Source organism: Chitinophaga oryziterrae, from assembly GCF_009758125.1.
Taxonomy (GTDB): domain Bacteria; phylum Bacteroidota; class Bacteroidia; order Chitinophagales; family Chitinophagaceae; genus Chitinophaga; species Chitinophaga oryziterrae.
Genome location: NZ_WRXO01000008.1, coordinates 166,522 through 181,551, shown reverse-complemented (window position 1 = coordinate 181,551; position 15,030 = coordinate 166,522). Strand labels below are relative to the sequence as shown.

The following is a 15,030-nucleotide window of genomic DNA, read 5'->3' as shown; positions in this document are numbered from 1 at the left end:
ATTGGGGATGAATATACAATTTTAGCCGTTATGCATTTTTATAATCCTGAATGCTGATACGGTTGGGACACATGAAATATTCCTGTTCATCGTTAGAGCTGACGATCACCATGCGGTTACCGCAATATTCGGTAATCAGCTGCTGATAAAGGGAGGTACCGGCAGCATCGAGGTTGGTGCAGGGCTCGTCCAGTAACAATACCGGCACATCGGAGAAGATGGCCAGGGCCAGTTTAAGGCGTTGTTTCATACCGGAAGAGAAATAGCGGATCTGCTTATGCATGGACTTTTCCAGTCCAACCAGTCCTACCGCATCTTTCGGTTTCACCGCAGGGATGAATTGTTTAAACTGTAAATGGAATTGCAGGGATTCTGCGAGAGTAAACTCCTCTACCAGTTCAAGATAGGGAGCGGCAATGGCACAATGCCGGAAAAACTGATCAGGAGAGAGCAGCTTTTCCGGTGTGCTATAGGAGATGGTCCCTTCATTGTGATGAAGATGCCCGCTGATTACCTGTAATAAGGTAGATTTCCCTGAACCATTGGGACCGAGTATAGCATAGCGTTCGCCCTCATTGAAGGTGGCGGTTACACGACGGAAGATCCAGTCGTAGTTGAAACGCTTACCTGTCTGTTCAAGAATAATCTTCATTCGTCGTTTGATAGAGAGGTATATCCTCTCATGATGCCGCGTCCTGATTCACGGATGAAGGACAATATTTCATCTCTTTCATCTGTGGCAGGATATTCTGCTTCAATAATACTGATCGCTTTAGACAGCTTGTACCCTTTTACAAAGATCACGCGGTAGATGTCCAGTATGTGATTGATTTTCTCCAGGGAGAAACCTCTTCTTTTCAGACCTACGGAATTCACGCCTACATAAGACAGTGGTTCACGTGCAGCCTTAACATAAGGAGGAACGTCTTTTCTTACCAGGGAGCCACCTGTAACAAAGGCGTGAGCGCCTATTTTACAGAATTGCTGAACGGCTACCATGCCGGCAAGTACAACGTAGTCGCCCACGGTGATATGTCCTGCCAGTGTGGTATTGTTGGAAAATACGCAGTAGTTGCCTACTTCACAATCGTGTGCAATGTGACTGTAAGCCATGATCAGGCAGTTATTGCCGATCACTGTTTTCTGTTTGTCTTTCGTACCTCTGTTCACGGTTACATACTCTCTGATAGTCGTGTTATCGCCTATGATGGTAAGAGTATCTTCTCCTGCAAACTTAAGATCCTGTGGAATAGCAGATATTACAGAGCCTGGAAATATGCGGCAATTTTTACCTATCCGGGCACCATCCATGATGGTTACATTGGAACCAATCCAGGTGCCATCTCCGATCTCAACATTTTTGTGAATTACTGTAAACGGATCGATTTTTACATTGGGCGCCACTTTGGCGTCAGGGTGAATGTAAGTTAGCGGATGGATCATTGCTATTGTTTAGCTTCTCTTGTTTTAATGATTTGAGCTGTCAGGTCACCTTCTGTAACTACCTTGTTCCCTACAAATACAGTTCCGCGCATTTCTACTATTCCTCTCCGTATAGGGTTCAGCAATTCCATCTTCAGGATCATTGTATCTCCCGGAAAGACTTTTTGCTTGAACTTACAATTGTCAATCTTTATGAAGTAGGTGTCATAATTTTCCGGATCAGGTACTGTATTCAGTGCCAGGATACCGCCGCATTGTGCGAGGGCTTCTACCTGTAGAACACCGGGCATCACCGGATTGTTAGGGAAGTGACCCTGAAAAAAGCCTTCGTTGAAGGTTACGTTCTTAATACCGATTACAGTGGTGTCATTCAGATCAATGATCTTATCTACCAGCAGCATAGGGTAGCGGTGAGGCAGGGTCCTTTCAATACGTGGCAGATCAAAGATCGGCGGTTTGTTAGGATCATATACAGGCACATCTTTGATGTGCTTGTTCTTCCTGATATATTGCTTGATCTTACGGGCAAACTCCACGTTGGAAGCATGTCCCGGGCGGTTGGCTATGATATGCGCCTTAATAGGGTAGCCTACCAGTGCCAGGTCTCCGATAACGTCCAGCAGTTTGTGACGGGCCGGTTCATTAGGGAAACGCAGTTGGATGTTATTGAGGATGCCTTCACGCTGTTCAACGCTGATATGTTCGCGTTCAAATACTTTAGCCAGGCGTTTCAGCTCTTCTTCACTTACCGGTTTATCCACGATCACGATGGCATTGTTGATATCACCACCTTTGATCAGGTTATTGGAGATCAGGTATTCCAGCTCATGCAGGAATACGAAGGTACGGCAGGAAGCCACTTCCTTTTTGAAATCCTGTATACTGTTCAGGTTCGCATGTTGCGTACCCAGTACCGGAGAATTAAAATCAATCAAAGTAGTAATGCGGTAATCAATAGCAGGTAATGCTACCATTTCCACATTCTTCTTATCATCATAGAAACTGATATTCGTATCTATAGAATAATATACTTTCTTGGCGTCCTGCATGGCCACACCCACTTCGTCGATAATTGTAACGAAAGGCTGTGAACTACCATCCATGATAGGGATTTCAGGGCCGTTGATCTCGATCAGCACGTTGTCTACGCCGGTACCTACAAGGGCAGCCATTACGTGTTCAATAGTACTGACGCGTGCGCCATTGTGTTCCAGTGTAGTACCACGGGCGGTATCTACTACGTAATCCACATCGGCTTTCACTATAGGCTGATCAGGCATATCTATGCGCTGGAACTTTATACCGGAACCGGGAGGAGCCGGCTTAAGGGTCATGTTTACATGGGCTCCTGTGTGCAAGCCTACACCCGATATAGTGACAGGGGCTTTTATCGTATGTTGACTTGGCGACTGTTGATTCTCCATATTTTTATATAACTGTTTATCCTACAAAATCCTTTCAAACACCTTCCCGCACGGAAAGCAGCTGTTTTATCATATCCTCCAATTCCTTCACACGTTTTTCGAGATCGGGCAAATTTCTAAAAATTGCCTGACTTTTCAACGAACTTTTGTAATCAAATGCGGGTGAACCCATTAAAGAAGTATTAGGTTCCGGTACAGATTTGGATAAACCGCTCTGTGCATTAATCTTAGTGCCATCTGCCAGATGGATATGGCCTACAAGGCCAACCTGGCCGCCAATCACGCAATTCTTACCGATTTTAGTACTGCCGGATACACCGGTCTGTGCTGCTATAACGGTATTGGTGTCTACATCTACGTTGTGTGCCACCTGTATCAGGTTATCCAGTTTAACGCCCTGGCGGATAATGGTAGAACCCATTGTAGCGCGGTCTATAGTGGTATTGGCCCCTATCTCAACATCATCATGAATAATAACATTACCGATCTGGGGTACTTTTTTATAAGTACCGTCCGGCTGAGGCGCAAAACCAAAGCCATCGCCACCAATCACGCAACCTGCATGCAGGATCACACGTTTGCCGAGCACACAGTTATCATACACCTTTACACCAGGGAACAATGTGCTGTCATCATTTACAGTCACATTATCGCCCAGGTATACACCAGGGTATATCTTTACATTATTTCCCAGCACCACATTTTCTCCCAGGTATGCAAAAGCGCCAATGAAGACGTTCTGACCTGTTTTAACAGTGGCAGGAATATGAGACGGTTGTTGTATACCGCTTTTGTTACTGGTCATCTGCTTGTATGTCTCAAGCAGCAGAGCAAAACTGCTGTAGGCATCCTTTACCCTTATCAGGGTTGATTTTATCGGCCGTTCAATTACCAGACTCTCATTTACGATTAGTATGGAAGCATTGGTGGTATAGATGAACTCTTCGTATTTAGGATTAGCAATGAAGCTGAGCATTCCTTCACCGGCCTCTTCAATCTTGGCGATGTTGCTCACTTTTACCTCCGGGTTGCCTTCCAGCTTACCATCCAGCATGGTAGCCAATTGTAATGCGCTAAACTGCATAGTTATTAATTAATATAGTTATCTAAGCCTTGTCTTTAACGGCGCTTAGATTTTAGGATGACAAATGTAGAATTTTTTTACGGGTATAGCCAGTGTATGGCTTACCAGCGCATTCTCAATAGAGGAAATGTCTTTTACAGTTCCGTCTTTAAAAAGAATATTGATCTTCTCTGTGTTCATGTTATATGCGCTCAGACTGGCCGTACCCGTAAAAACGAAGTAATCCAGGTCCTTTCCGATAATGCCATATTCCTCTTCCACAAGTTGTTTAAATCTTTGAATCCTTGTTGCATCGAAGTCGTCATCACTAAGGGTGCATTTCAATAAATGCCTGTTTATAAGCCAGTTGCAAAGTAAAGACAGCACTTTGTCCTCGTGTTGTACCCAAACCTTAATGGCGCCCATGATATCGTAGTCATCCAGCAGGCAGAACTTCTGTAAACAGGTAGGTTCTTCCTCAAAATTGGCAGCGGTGATCGTATTGTATAAAAAGTAGTGCAGGGCAGGAGAAGCAAAAAGTGATACTCCCTTTGATGCCAGCTCTTTCGCTCTGCGCAGGATATTTACCAGCATATTTTCCGCACTCAGTACGGTTTTATGAAGGTATACCTGCCAATACATCAAACGCCGTGCGACAATGAATTTTTCTATAGAATAAATGCCTTTTTCTTCCACCATCAGCTCGCCGTTATGCACGGTGAGCATCTTTATAATACGGTCGTAGCCTATCACTCCTTCAGAAACCCCGGTATAAAAACTATCTCTGTTCAGGTAATCCATCCTGTCCACATCCAGCTGGCTTGAAACGAGCTGATGCAAAAAGGTTTTATGATAACGCCCGTTAAAGATATCTATTGTTAAACTGAGGGCCCCGCCCATCTCCTTGTTCAGCTCTTCCATCAGCCATTGACTGATCTTTTCATGGGATACGCCCTCTATAATCCCATTTTCCAATGCATGAGAATAGGGCCCATGGCCAATATCGTGTAGGAGAATGGCCATTCTTGCCGCTATATCTTCCTCTTCCGTAATCTCTACCCCCTTACTTTTTAATTCCGCCAGCGCGCAACTCATCAGGTGGTAAGCGCCCATACTATGATGAAAACGGGTGTGCATAGCGCCGGGATAGACCAGATGAGCTAACGCCATTTGATGAATCCTGCGTAAACGCTGGTAGTAAGGGTGAGAAATAAGGGTAAAGATCAGTGGATGGTCTATCGTTATAAAGCCATATACCGGATCATTTACAATTTTGCGCTTGCGTTCTGCCATTTACCGTTCTCCTTTAGCTTAGACAAAGCTACGTTAAGGATTTATTATCTGTAACTTTTTCTAATGTATAGACGATGGAGGATGAAACTTCCCCTATATATCTCCCCATTTTTAACGTTTTTGTAATTTTATGATTAAAAATACTAATATTTGAATATTATAAAAGAAACCGGGTACTTTTTAACAATTAATTGTGTCTCAATTGGCTATGGAGTACGGTTTTTGACAGAATAGAATGCTAACTTGGGCTGATTGAGCTGAAAATTTACCATATCAAAACATATAAGTTGCATGAGTCAGATAAATATACTCTGGGTAGATGATGAAATAGAGTCTTTGAAATCACAGATCATGTTCCTCGAAAACAAGGGATATAAAGTGTCTGCGCTGACCAATGGCTATGATGCACTTGAATTTCTGAAGGAGAAGTCGATAGTTGTAGATGTAGTACTGCTGGATGAGTCTATGCCGGGGATAACCGGACTGGAGACATTGGCCAAGATCAAAGAGATCGATCAGCAGATTCCCGTGGTGATGATCACTAAAAATGAAGCAGAGAACGTGATGGACGAGGCGATAGGCTCTCAGATCACCGATTATCTTATAAAACCGGTAAACCCTAATCAGGTACTATTATCCCTGAAAAGGATCATCGACAACAAACGCCTGGTAGCAGAAAAGACAACTACCGCTTATCAGCAGGAGTTCCGCACCCTGTTCATGGCGCTTAGTTCCAATCCCGACCATAACGAATGGATGGACATCTATAAAAAACTGGTGTATTGGGAAATGGAGATGGCCAAGACGAACAGTCCTGAAATGCTGGAAGTCCTGAATATGCAGAAGGCAGAGGCTAATACCGAGTTTGCCAAATACATAGGTCGTAACTATGCCAGCTGGGTAGGCCCCAAGAGCAAAGACGCGCCGGTCATGTCTCATACCGTCTTCCAGGAGAAGGTAGTCCCTAACCTGGACCCGGAGGTCCCCAATTTCTTCATTATCATAGATAACCTGCGCCTGGACCAGTGGAAGGCGATCATGCCTATCTTCCTGGAATCCTTCAGGCTGGTGAATGAAGATACTTTCTACAGCATATTACCTACTTCCACTCAGTACAGCCGTAATGCCATCTTTGCAGGCATGCTGCCAATAGATATAGAACACGATTTCCCGGAGGAATGGAAGAATGATGATGAGGACGGCGGGAAAAACCTGCATGAGGAAGCATTCTTTGCAGATCAGCTGTACCGGCTTAAAATGGATACCCGCTTTTCATATACAAAAGTGACTACCCATAGTGACGGACAACACCTGGTGAACAATATCCATAACCTGATGGCTTATCCGATCAATGTGATCGTGTACAACTTTGTGGATATGCTGAGTCATGCCCGCACAGAAATGGAAGTATTGAAAGAGCTGGCAGGAGATGAAGCCTCTTACCGTTCTATCACCGCCAGCTGGTTCGAACACTCTCCTTTACATCAGGCGTTAAAACGTATTGCCGATAAGAAAATTAATATAGTACTGGCCACCGATCATGGCAATGTACGTGTGAAAACACCAATAAAGGTGATAGGGGATAAGCAGACAACTACCAACCTGCGCTACAAACATGGCCGTAACCTGAACTACGATGCCAAGGACGTAGTGGCTTTCCGCGATCCCCGTGAGGCAGGGTTGCCCCGGCCGAACGTCAACTCTTCTTACATCTTTGCCAAGGAAGACGGATATCTCTGTTATCCGAATAACTACAACTACTTTGCTAATTTCTACCGGAATACCTTCCAGCATGGTGGGATTTCCCTGGAAGAAATAATCGTACCTATAGCAAGGATGGTGAGCAAGTAGGTACTATTGAAGAGTAAGTAGTATTTTTGCGGAATGAACTTTAAAGTCACACCCAATAACCTGACACGTCTGGAAAAAATTTTCAGCGAAATCAAGTATGAATTGCGTTTTGAAAAAGGCACATTCAACTCTGGCTATTGTGTTCTGGAACACAAGAAAGTGGTGGTGATCAATAAATTCCTGAATTTGGAAGGACGTATCAACAGCCTGCTGGATATCTTATCTACCATGCAACTGGATGATACGCTGCTGACACCTGAATCACTGAAGTTATACAAGCAGATAGTGGAAAACAGGAATGCATTGCAGGCCGCAGAGGCAGCAGAAGAAGTGGCAGAGGCCGAAGCGGCCGCTGCTGAAGCTGTCAAAACCGCTGAAGCAGCACAAGCCTCCACAGAAGCAGAAAAATCTCCTTCAGATAGCACTTCTGAAGAGGAAAACCCATCACCAGCACAACCATCAGAGAATTGAAAATAACTTTTCTTGGAACAGGTACTTCTCAGGGTGTACCGGTAATTGCCTGTGGCTGCAGGGTTTGTACTTCTGCAAATACAAAGGACAATCGCCTGCGCAGCAGTATTATGGTTACCGGAACAATAGCCGGGAACATTGTGGTAGATACTACCCCCGACTTTCGCTACCAGATGCTGAGAGCAAAGGTCAAACACCTGGAAGCAGTACTGATCACCCACTCTCATAAAGATCATATCGCTGGTATGGACGATATCCGTGCATTCAACTATTTCCAGCAGCAATCCATAGATATATACGCCAGTGAATTCTCCCAGGAAATAATTATGCGGGAGTTTGCCTACGCATTCGCAGAAAATAAATACCCGGGCATTCCGGAAATAAACCTTAAAACAATTGATAGTGATCCCTTTGAAGTAAACGGGTTTACCATCATGCCTGTAACGGTGATGCACCATAAGATGCCTGTACTGGGCTTCCGTTTTGGTGACTTCACCTATATCACGGATGCCAATTTCATCTCCGAAGAGGAAAAGGATAAGATCCGGGGTTCCAAAGTGCTGGTACTGAACGCCCTGCGCATGGAAAAACATATCTCCCATTTTACATTAGGAGAAGCTATTGCACTGGCACAGGAACTGGACATTCCCCAGGTATACTTTACACATATCAGCCACCAGCTTGGTCTGCACGACGAAGTAATGGCAGAACTGCCGCCCGGAATGGCCCTGGCTTATGACGGACTGGAAGTAGAGCTGCCATAACGACCACAGGAAAGCCTGATATTCTTTAACGCCTTATTAACCCCATATTTTTTATTTATGCCATAACTTGCCGCCCTTTAACTGTTGACCCATGAAGCAGACGTTATGGAAGGAATACTTCAACTTTTCCAAACAGGAAAGAACCGGTATTATAGTATTACTGGTATTAATCAGTATTTGTGTTTCCACACCTGCTGCGTGGGAATATTTCCATCCCCCGGTAACTGAAGGAGAGATCATTACAGATAAAGGATGGATTAAACCGGCAGAAACGCCCCGTAAACAGTTTAAACAAAAGGATAAGCAGCAACGCATACACGGTGTAACTGCCTGGAAGAGAACCGACTGGAAAAGAGATACGATCTATACGCGTAAAAAACTGATCATCAGTATTAACAGTGCAGATTCCATCGCCTGGACTTCTTTACCGGGAATAGGTCCGGCCCTGGCCAGCCGTATTATCCGCTTCAGAAATAAACTTGGCGGCTTTTACAGCATCAGTCAGATAAGAGAAACATACGGTTTACCTGATTCCACATTTGTGAAAATTCAATCATATCTGAAATTAGATACGGTTTCACTAAAAAATCTGGATATCAACCAGCTGGATGAAAAATCTTTGGCACAACATCCGTACATACACTATAAACTGGCACGGTTAATAGTGTTGTATCGCAATAACAACGGGCCTTTCAGGCATACTTCGGCGCTTCTTGACATACCATTGGTAGATGATAGTATTTATCGTAAACTTGAACCTTACATCAAAACAATAAAATAGACCCCCGTTATGAATTTTGAGCCTACAGAAATGCAGAAACAGATCACACAGGTGATCCGTGACTTTGGAAAAACAAATATTCAGCCATATGTACTGGAATGGGATGAAACCCAGACATTTCCGGTACAGCTATTCAAACAACTTGGAGAACTGGGCTTAATGGGAGTACTGGTGCCGGAACAATACGGTGGCAGCGGATTGGGATACCTGGAATACGTGACAGTCATCAGCGAAATCTCTAAAATCTGCGGAGCCATCGGCTTAAGTGTCGCCGCCCATAACTCTTTGTGTACCGGACATATACTACAATTCGGCACAGAAGAACAAAAACAGAAGTACCTGCCTAAACTGGCCAGCGCAGAATGGATAGGCGCCTGGGGACTGACAGAACCCAACACCGGTTCTGATGCCATGAACATGAAATGTGTGGCACAGCAGGATGGGGACGAATGGGTGCTTAACGGTACAAAATGCTGGATTACCCACGGTAAAAGCGGAGACCTGGCAGTAGTCATCGCCCGTACCGGCGATGTACGTGACAGCCATGGTATGACGGCCTTCGTCGTAGAGAGAGGTACTCCTGGCTTCAGTGGTGGTAAAAAAGAAAACAAACTGGGGATGAGAGCATCTGAAACGGCAGAGATGATCTTCGATAATTGCCGCATCCCGGCTGGCAATATGCTGGGCCACACCGGAGAAGGCTTTATTCAGTCTATGAAAGTGCTGGATGGCGGCAGGATCTCTATTGCAGCTTTATCCCTTGGCATCGCTAAAGGAGCATATGAAGCAGCCCTTAAATATTCTCAGGAACGTCACCAGTTCGATCAGCCGATTTCCAACTTCCAGGGTATCTCCTTTAAACTGGCAGATATGGCAACAGAGATCATGGCTGCGGAACTGTTAACCATGCAGGCAGCAGCAGGCAAAACGAATGGACAGAAAGTTACACAACAAGCTGCTATGGCCAAATACTACGCCTCTGAAGTGGCAGTGCGCGCCGCCAACGAAGCCGTACAGATCTTTGGCGGTTATGGCTACACGAAAGACTTCCCCGTAGAAAAATTCTACAGAGACGCAAAACTCTGCACTATCGGGGAAGGTACATCTGAAATACAGAAGCTGGTAATAGCAAGAGAAGCACTCCGGTAATTTTTATCCGTTAAGAGCTGCTTGTTTGCTGCCTGAGAAATATATGGGGGTGACCAAAAAGGATCTAACCCAACTCCCTGCTTGTCGCAAATTGAAAGCCCCACTAGATTCTGTGTTCATAACAAAACATCATTAGCTCCAGAGGAGCGGCGTGTTTGTAGCAATACGATATACAATCAAACCCAGACTCCGTCAGGAGTCCCTTATTTATCGCAAATAGGGGATTCCTGACGGAGTCTGGGTTTGTGGCGTAAAATATTTGCTGCAAACACGGGGCTCCGTAGGAGCCTGAATAATATACCATCCAATGATAAGCATCCATTGATAGGTATTCAATAATAGCTATTGAATAATATAGGATCCGGTATCTTATAACATTTAGATAATCCTGCTTTTCTTATCTTTCAGTACCAAAAAACTATGTCATGAGTTTTGAAGAACAATTACATCATATGTTCCCCTCAGCAGATGCCATTCCGGCTCAATACCAACTGCCTGAAGAAGTTCACCAGAGAGAATACCTGACCGGAGGAGAAATGAAACCCTGGAACGGAGACGTACACACCGTGCTCTCGCCTATATGCATACAAACGTCAGCAGGACTAAAAAGAAAAGTAATCGGTTCTTACCCGCTGTGCGGACCAGAAGAAGCAATGACCGCTTTAGACGCGGCTGTATCAGCATATAATGACGGTCGCGGAGAATGGCCTACCATGCCTATCGCAGAAAGGATCGCCTGCATGGATAAGTTCACGGGTAAGATGATCGAAAAGAAAGACGAGATCGTAAAGCTGATCATGTGGGAAATAGGCAAATCATATGGAGATTCCGTAAAAGAATTCGACAGAACGATAGAGTACATCAACAGCACAATAGACTCGCTGAAAGACCTGGACCGTAACTCCAGCCGTTTTGAGATAGAACAGGGGATAATAGGTCAGATCAGAAGGTCCCCACTGGGAGTAGTGCTCTGTATGGGACCATTCAACTATCCGCTGAATGAAACATTCACCACGCTGATCCCCGCTTTGATCATGGGGAACACGATCCTGTTCAAACCGCCCAAGCACGGTACTTTATTACACTATCCACTGCTGGAGGCCTTCCGTACCTGCTTCCCCAAGGGTGTAGTGAACACGATCTACGGACGTGGTAACATGATCATTGCCCCTTTGATGGTATCAGGTAAAATCAATGTATTGACACTGATAGGCAGCAGCAAAGTAGCCAACCAGCTCAAAAAACTGCACCCGAAAGTGAACAGGCTCCGTGCCATCCTCGGACTCGACGCTAAAAATGCCGCTATTATCACCGATAAGGCCGATTTAGACCTCGCAGTGAAGGAATGTGTGCTGGGATCATTATCGTTCAATGGGCAGCGTTGTACGGCCATTAAAATCGTTTTTGTACATAAGAAGGTGGCAGACGCTTTCCTGGAAAAATTAGGCGCTGCTATCGGAAAGCTGAAACTGGGCATGCCCTGGGAAAAAGATGTATTCCTTACACCGTTACCGGAACCGCAGAAACCTGTGTACCTGAAAGAATGTATAGATGATGCGATCGCTAACGGCGCAAAGGTGATGAATGAAAACGGCGGACTGATTTACGAATCTTTAGTATATCCGGCAGTGTTATACCCGGTGAACGGGAAGATGAAGTTATATCGCGAAGAACAATTCGGCCCTGTAATTCCTGTACTGCCTTTCGATGATATCGAAACACCGATAGAATACCTGATCCAATCAGATCACGGACAGCAGGTCAGCCTGTTCTCCAACGATGCAGACGAACTGGCATCATTGATAGATCCGCTCGTAAACCAGGTAAGCAGGGTAAATATCAACAGTCAGTGTCAGCGCGGACCGGATATTTTTCCATTTACCGGTCGTAAAGATTCTGCAGAAGGAACATTAAGTGTGCCGGATGCACTGAGAGCGTTTTCTATTCGAACAATGGTAGCAGTAAAACAAACAGAAGAGAATAAAAAACTCCTCAATCAGATCATCAGCGATCAGACTTCGAACTTTTTGTCAACAAAATATATATTTTAAGCAATATCCTATTAGCCGAATAAAGAGTGTTACGTTATTATTAACTAATTATTTAGCCATAAATTAATTTATTAATATATGGTTACCGATCATATTATTTTACAAAAAAGTGAGTATTAACCCTTTAGTGTGATGGAATATTGAACTAAGAACGTTAAATTTGGGTTAATTCATCACTCTTTACCATTTATCAACCTTCAACACAGACAGACACTCGAAAAATTTCTACCCAAAAAAAAAGCATCCTCTCAACCGGGATGCTTTTTGCATTTGTATCAATCAATAATTGCTAGTGTTCCAGGAAGTCATTCTCCTTATTACTCTCCCCCGCTCTTTTCTCAATATCTTTAAACCATTTGTCTACAGTACCCGCTAAAAAGACAGGCACTTTACCATTTACAAACTCTTTCAGTATCTCAAAAGTTTTCTGTGCCTGCTCATTGGTAAGGCCGGCTTTGTCTTTTAATTCTTGTAACAGATCCATAATTAATAGCTTGAGCCTTAAAGGTAACGAGAATTGAAAAAAGGAGGAAATAAATGGTGGCAGGTTAGTTATTAGTAAAATAATACATATAAGTGAGCGGTATTTATTATCTTGTAGAACACCTATACGTACCTACATCTATGAGAATAGTATTTGGACACAACCACTATTGCAGGAAGTCTGTTAAGTTGGAGGAGCTTGGAATTCTCACCCCCCTTGAGAATATTAAGCAGTTCGAATTAACACAACGCTATGCACATGTTTACTGGATCCCTTTATTCCCGATAGGGCTTTCCTGGAATGCACGGGCAAATGACGGGAAATTATACAAGATAAATGATGCACTTGAGCAGCAATTGAAGCATATCCATTATTCATGGACATCCATTCTGATCGCATTTATAGGCCCGATTTTGATACTGGCGGGCAGCATACTCTATTCTCTGGAGGACATGTACAAGAATTATGATCGGAAAGTTCGACAGGAAAAGGAATATGAACAGAAAGCAGCCCTCATTACGAAACCTACCCTACAGGATTATTACCATTTTTACGGTAGCAGAGAGGAGTATGCAAAAGTTGTAGGAGAGAATGATACGGCATTGTTACTGTCTGCTGCTGTACTGGAACCGAAGACGAATCTACCAGCCGAAATTGTAGCATTGCTGAGAGACAGTACACGGAATTTCCCGCCGGTATGGGTCAGCAAAAGAACATTGCTTAAAATGGCAAAAGAGAAAAATTCTTTTGATACTGCATTATTTGAGCTGGGTACTTTCTCCCTGATGGGAATACAAAGGTTGGAAAAACCCTTGGAGGAAAAAGAAACTGCTATTAAAATTACAGCTGTTGATAAATGAATTTCCAAACGAGGGAGTGCCGAAAGAACTGTAAATAAAATAAGGGACCCGCGTATAGTGGATCCCTTATTTATTATGATTTTATTGTACTTACGCAACTTTCAGTTGCACCAGTGTAGACTTGTCTAATCTTTCTTCTGCATAGGCCCTTGTCAGTACAAAAGTACTTTCATTGGAAGAAGGCAGGTTGAACATCGCATCGCTCAGTACCACTTCACAGATAGAACGTAAGCCACGTGCACCCAGTTTATACTCCAATGCTTTTTCAACGATGTAGTCAATAGCGCCGTCTTCTATGGAGAGTTCTATATTCTCTACCATGAACAGCTTCTTATATTGCTTTAACAGGGCATTTTTAGGCTCTGTAAGGATCAGTTTCAGTGCATCGGCGTCCAGTGTGTTCAGATAAGTAACCACCGGTAAACGGCCTAATAACTCGGGAATAAGACCAAACGCTTTCAAATCCTGTGAGTTGATATAACGCAGGATATGTTTTTTGTTTTCTTCTTCTTTTTCCTTGTTGACAGTAAACCCGATGGAATGGGTCTGTATCCTGCGGCTGATGATCCTCTCTACGCCGTCGAAAGCACCACCGCAAATGAACAGGATGTTCTGGGTGTTTACTTTGATCAGCTTCTGTTCCGGATGTTTGCGTCCGCCCTGCGGGGGAACCAGTGCTTCTGTACCTTCCAGGAGCTTCAGGAGACCCTGTTGTACACCTTCACCGCTAACATCACGGGTAATGGACGGATTGTCGCTTTTACGGGCGATCTTATCTATCTCATCAATATATACTATACCACGTTCAGCAGCTTCTACATCGTAGTTACATACCTGCAAAAGGCGGGTTAAGATACTTTCCACGTCTTCCCCTACGTAACCTGCTTCTGTGAATACAGTTGCATCTACGATAGTAAAGGGCACATTCAGTAAACGTGCGATGGATTTGGCGAGCAGGGTTTTACCGGTACCGGTTTCACCTACCATGATGATATTTGACTTTTCAATCTCCACATCATCATCACCTACCTGCTGGTTCAGGCGTTTGTAGTGATTATATACGGCCACTGCCAGGATTTTCTTGGCATCATCCTGACCAATCACGTACTCATCCAGGAATTTCTTTATCTCAACGGGCTTAGACACTTTGGGTACAAAGTGAGAAGGCGCTTTTTTTCCTTGTTGCTGAAACAGCTCCTGCTCTATGATTTCCTGAGCATTTGCTACACAGTTCTCACATATGTGGCCATCTGCACCAGCAATCAGGATCTGCACTTCATCTTTAGAGCGGTTGCAGAATGAACAACGTATTTTGGACTCTTTCATAGCTTACAAATGTACGTTAAAAGGGTAAAATATAAGTGAAAAAGGGTACGCCGTACTGTACAGCGTGCCC

Annotated in this window: 14 protein-coding genes; 7 read left to right on the top strand and 7 right to left on the bottom strand. The window is 44.1% G+C overall.

Going from position 1 to position 15,030, the window contains the following annotated elements; all coding sequences use genetic code 11:
- Positions 1 to 28 precede the first annotated feature (28 nt).
- Genes GO495_RS23750 through GO495_RS23730 form a run of 5 tightly spaced genes read right to left on the bottom strand, consistent with a single transcriptional unit; the run spans position 29 to position 5,223 of the window.
- Positions 29 to 652, bottom strand: a complete 624-nt coding sequence (locus GO495_RS23750) for an ABC transporter ATP-binding protein (protein ID WP_157302408.1) — start codon at positions 650 to 652, stop codon at positions 29 to 31.
- Positions 649 to 1,443 (bottom strand): acyl-ACP--UDP-N-acetylglucosamine O-acyltransferase, encoded by a 795-nt coding sequence (gene lpxA / locus GO495_RS23745; protein ID WP_157302407.1) that lies wholly within the window; start codon positions 1,441 to 1,443, stop codon positions 649 to 651. The genes GO495_RS23750 and lpxA overlap by 4 nt, the downstream gene beginning before the upstream one ends.
- Before the next feature lie 2 nt (positions 1,444 to 1,445).
- Entirely contained in the window at positions 1,446 to 2,867 is a 1,422-nt protein-coding gene (locus tag GO495_RS23740; protein ID WP_157302405.1) for a bifunctional UDP-3-O-[3-hydroxymyristoyl] N-acetylglucosamine deacetylase/3-hydroxyacyl-ACP dehydratase, read from the bottom strand.
- A 34-nt stretch (positions 2,868 to 2,901) separates the two neighbouring features.
- Positions 2,902 to 3,951 (bottom strand): UDP-3-O-(3-hydroxymyristoyl)glucosamine N-acyltransferase, encoded by a 1,050-nt coding sequence (gene lpxD / locus GO495_RS23735; protein WP_157302403.1) that lies wholly within the window; start codon positions 3,949 to 3,951, stop codon positions 2,902 to 2,904.
- A gap of 45 nt (positions 3,952 to 3,996) precedes the next feature.
- Positions 3,997 to 5,223: an HD domain-containing protein gene (locus tag GO495_RS23730; RefSeq protein WP_157302401.1), complete on the bottom strand. Its 1,227-nt coding sequence runs from the start codon at positions 5,221 to 5,223 to the stop codon at positions 3,997 to 3,999.
- A gap of 291 nt (positions 5,224 to 5,514) precedes the next feature.
- Here GO495_RS23730 and porX point away from each other — a divergent pair, with 291 nt between their 5' ends.
- The 6 genes from porX (at position 5,515) to GO495_RS23700 (ending at position 12,290) form a co-directional block, all read left to right on the top strand.
- Entirely contained in the window at positions 5,515 to 7,074 is a 1,560-nt protein-coding gene (gene porX, locus GO495_RS23725; protein WP_157302399.1) for a T9SS response regulator signal transducer PorX, read from the top strand.
- A gap of 33 nt (positions 7,075 to 7,107) precedes the next feature.
- The gene (locus GO495_RS32250; protein WP_240915312.1) at positions 7,108 to 7,545 is read left to right on the top strand and encodes a hypothetical protein; all 438 of its coding nucleotides are present in this window, start codon (positions 7,108 to 7,110) and stop codon (positions 7,543 to 7,545) included.
- Positions 7,542 to 8,309 carry an MBL fold metallo-hydrolase gene (locus GO495_RS23715; protein WP_157302397.1) on the top strand — a complete coding sequence of 256 codons (768 nt, stop codon included), beginning with the start codon at positions 7,542 to 7,544 and terminating at the stop codon, positions 8,307 to 8,309. The genes GO495_RS32250 and GO495_RS23715 overlap by 4 nt, the downstream gene beginning before the upstream one ends.
- 91 nt (positions 8,310 to 8,400) lie before the next feature.
- Complete coding sequence (locus GO495_RS23710) at positions 8,401 to 9,090, top strand: ComEA family DNA-binding protein (RefSeq protein ID WP_157302395.1); 690 nt, start codon at positions 8,401 to 8,403, stop codon at positions 9,088 to 9,090.
- 9 nt (positions 9,091 to 9,099) lie between these two features.
- Positions 9,100 to 10,239: an acyl-CoA dehydrogenase family protein gene (locus GO495_RS23705; protein ID WP_157302393.1), complete on the top strand. Its 1,140-nt coding sequence runs from the start codon at positions 9,100 to 9,102 to the stop codon at positions 10,237 to 10,239.
- 425 nt (positions 10,240 to 10,664) lie between these two features.
- The gene (locus GO495_RS23700; protein ID WP_157302391.1) at positions 10,665 to 12,290 is read left to right on the top strand and encodes an NADP-dependent glyceraldehyde-3-phosphate dehydrogenase; all 1,626 of its coding nucleotides are present in this window, start codon (positions 10,665 to 10,667) and stop codon (positions 12,288 to 12,290) included.
- A 289-nt stretch (positions 12,291 to 12,579) separates the two neighbouring features.
- On the opposite strand, the gene GO495_RS23695 is transcribed toward GO495_RS23700, so the two are convergent.
- Positions 12,580 to 12,774: a hypothetical protein gene (locus tag GO495_RS23695; RefSeq protein WP_089782194.1), complete on the bottom strand. Its 195-nt coding sequence runs from the start codon at positions 12,772 to 12,774 to the stop codon at positions 12,580 to 12,582.
- A gap of 140 nt (positions 12,775 to 12,914) precedes the next feature.
- On the opposite strand from GO495_RS23695, the gene GO495_RS23690 reads away from it, so the two are divergent.
- On the top strand, positions 12,915 to 13,634 hold the full coding sequence (locus GO495_RS23690) for a hypothetical protein (RefSeq protein ID WP_157302389.1): 720 nt from the start codon (positions 12,915 to 12,917) through the stop codon (positions 13,632 to 13,634).
- Between the two features lie 90 nt (positions 13,635 to 13,724).
- Here GO495_RS23690 and clpX read toward each other — a convergent pair whose 3' ends face one another.
- A complete protein-coding gene (gene clpX / locus GO495_RS23685; protein ID WP_157302387.1) occupies positions 13,725 to 14,960 on the bottom strand; it encodes an ATP-dependent Clp protease ATP-binding subunit ClpX in 1,236 nt (411 codons plus the stop codon).
- Positions 14,961 to 15,030 lie beyond the last annotated feature (70 nt).

Bases quoted from the DNA above. Each gene is read 5' to 3' on its own strand.
- GO495_RS32250 (WP_240915312.1), top strand. From the start codon at position 7,108: ATGAACTTTAAAGTCACACCCAATAACCTGACACGTCTGGAAAAAATT.
- GO495_RS23690 (WP_157302389.1), top strand. From the start codon at position 12,915: ATGAGAATAGTATTTGGACACAACCACTATTGCAGGAAGTCTGTTAAG.
- lpxA (WP_157302407.1), bottom strand. From the start codon at position 1,443: ATGATCCATCCGCTAACTTACATTCACCCTGACGCCAAAGTGGCGCCC.
- porX (WP_157302399.1), top strand. From the start codon at position 5,515: ATGAGTCAGATAAATATACTCTGGGTAGATGATGAAATAGAGTCTTTG.
- GO495_RS23705 (WP_157302393.1), top strand. From the start codon at position 9,100: ATGAATTTTGAGCCTACAGAAATGCAGAAACAGATCACACAGGTGATC.
- GO495_RS23700 (WP_157302391.1), top strand. From the start codon at position 10,665: ATGAGTTTTGAAGAACAATTACATCATATGTTCCCCTCAGCAGATGCC.
- GO495_RS23710 (WP_157302395.1), top strand. From the start codon at position 8,401: ATGAAGCAGACGTTATGGAAGGAATACTTCAACTTTTCCAAACAGGAA.
- GO495_RS23695 (WP_089782194.1), bottom strand. From the start codon at position 12,774: ATGGATCTGTTACAAGAATTAAAAGACAAAGCCGGCCTTACCAATGAG.
- GO495_RS23730 (WP_157302401.1), bottom strand. From the start codon at position 5,223: ATGGCAGAACGCAAGCGCAAAATTGTAAATGATCCGGTATATGGCTTT.
- GO495_RS23740 (WP_157302405.1), bottom strand. From the start codon at position 2,867: ATGGAGAATCAACAGTCGCCAAGTCAACATACGATAAAAGCCCCTGTC.
- clpX (WP_157302387.1), bottom strand. From the start codon at position 14,960: ATGAAAGAGTCCAAAATACGTTGTTCATTCTGCAACCGCTCTAAAGAT.
- GO495_RS23750 (WP_157302408.1), bottom strand. From the start codon at position 652: ATGAAGATTATTCTTGAACAGACAGGTAAGCGTTTCAACTACGACTGG.
- lpxD (WP_157302403.1), bottom strand. From the start codon at position 3,951: ATGCAGTTTAGCGCATTACAATTGGCTACCATGCTGGATGGTAAGCTG.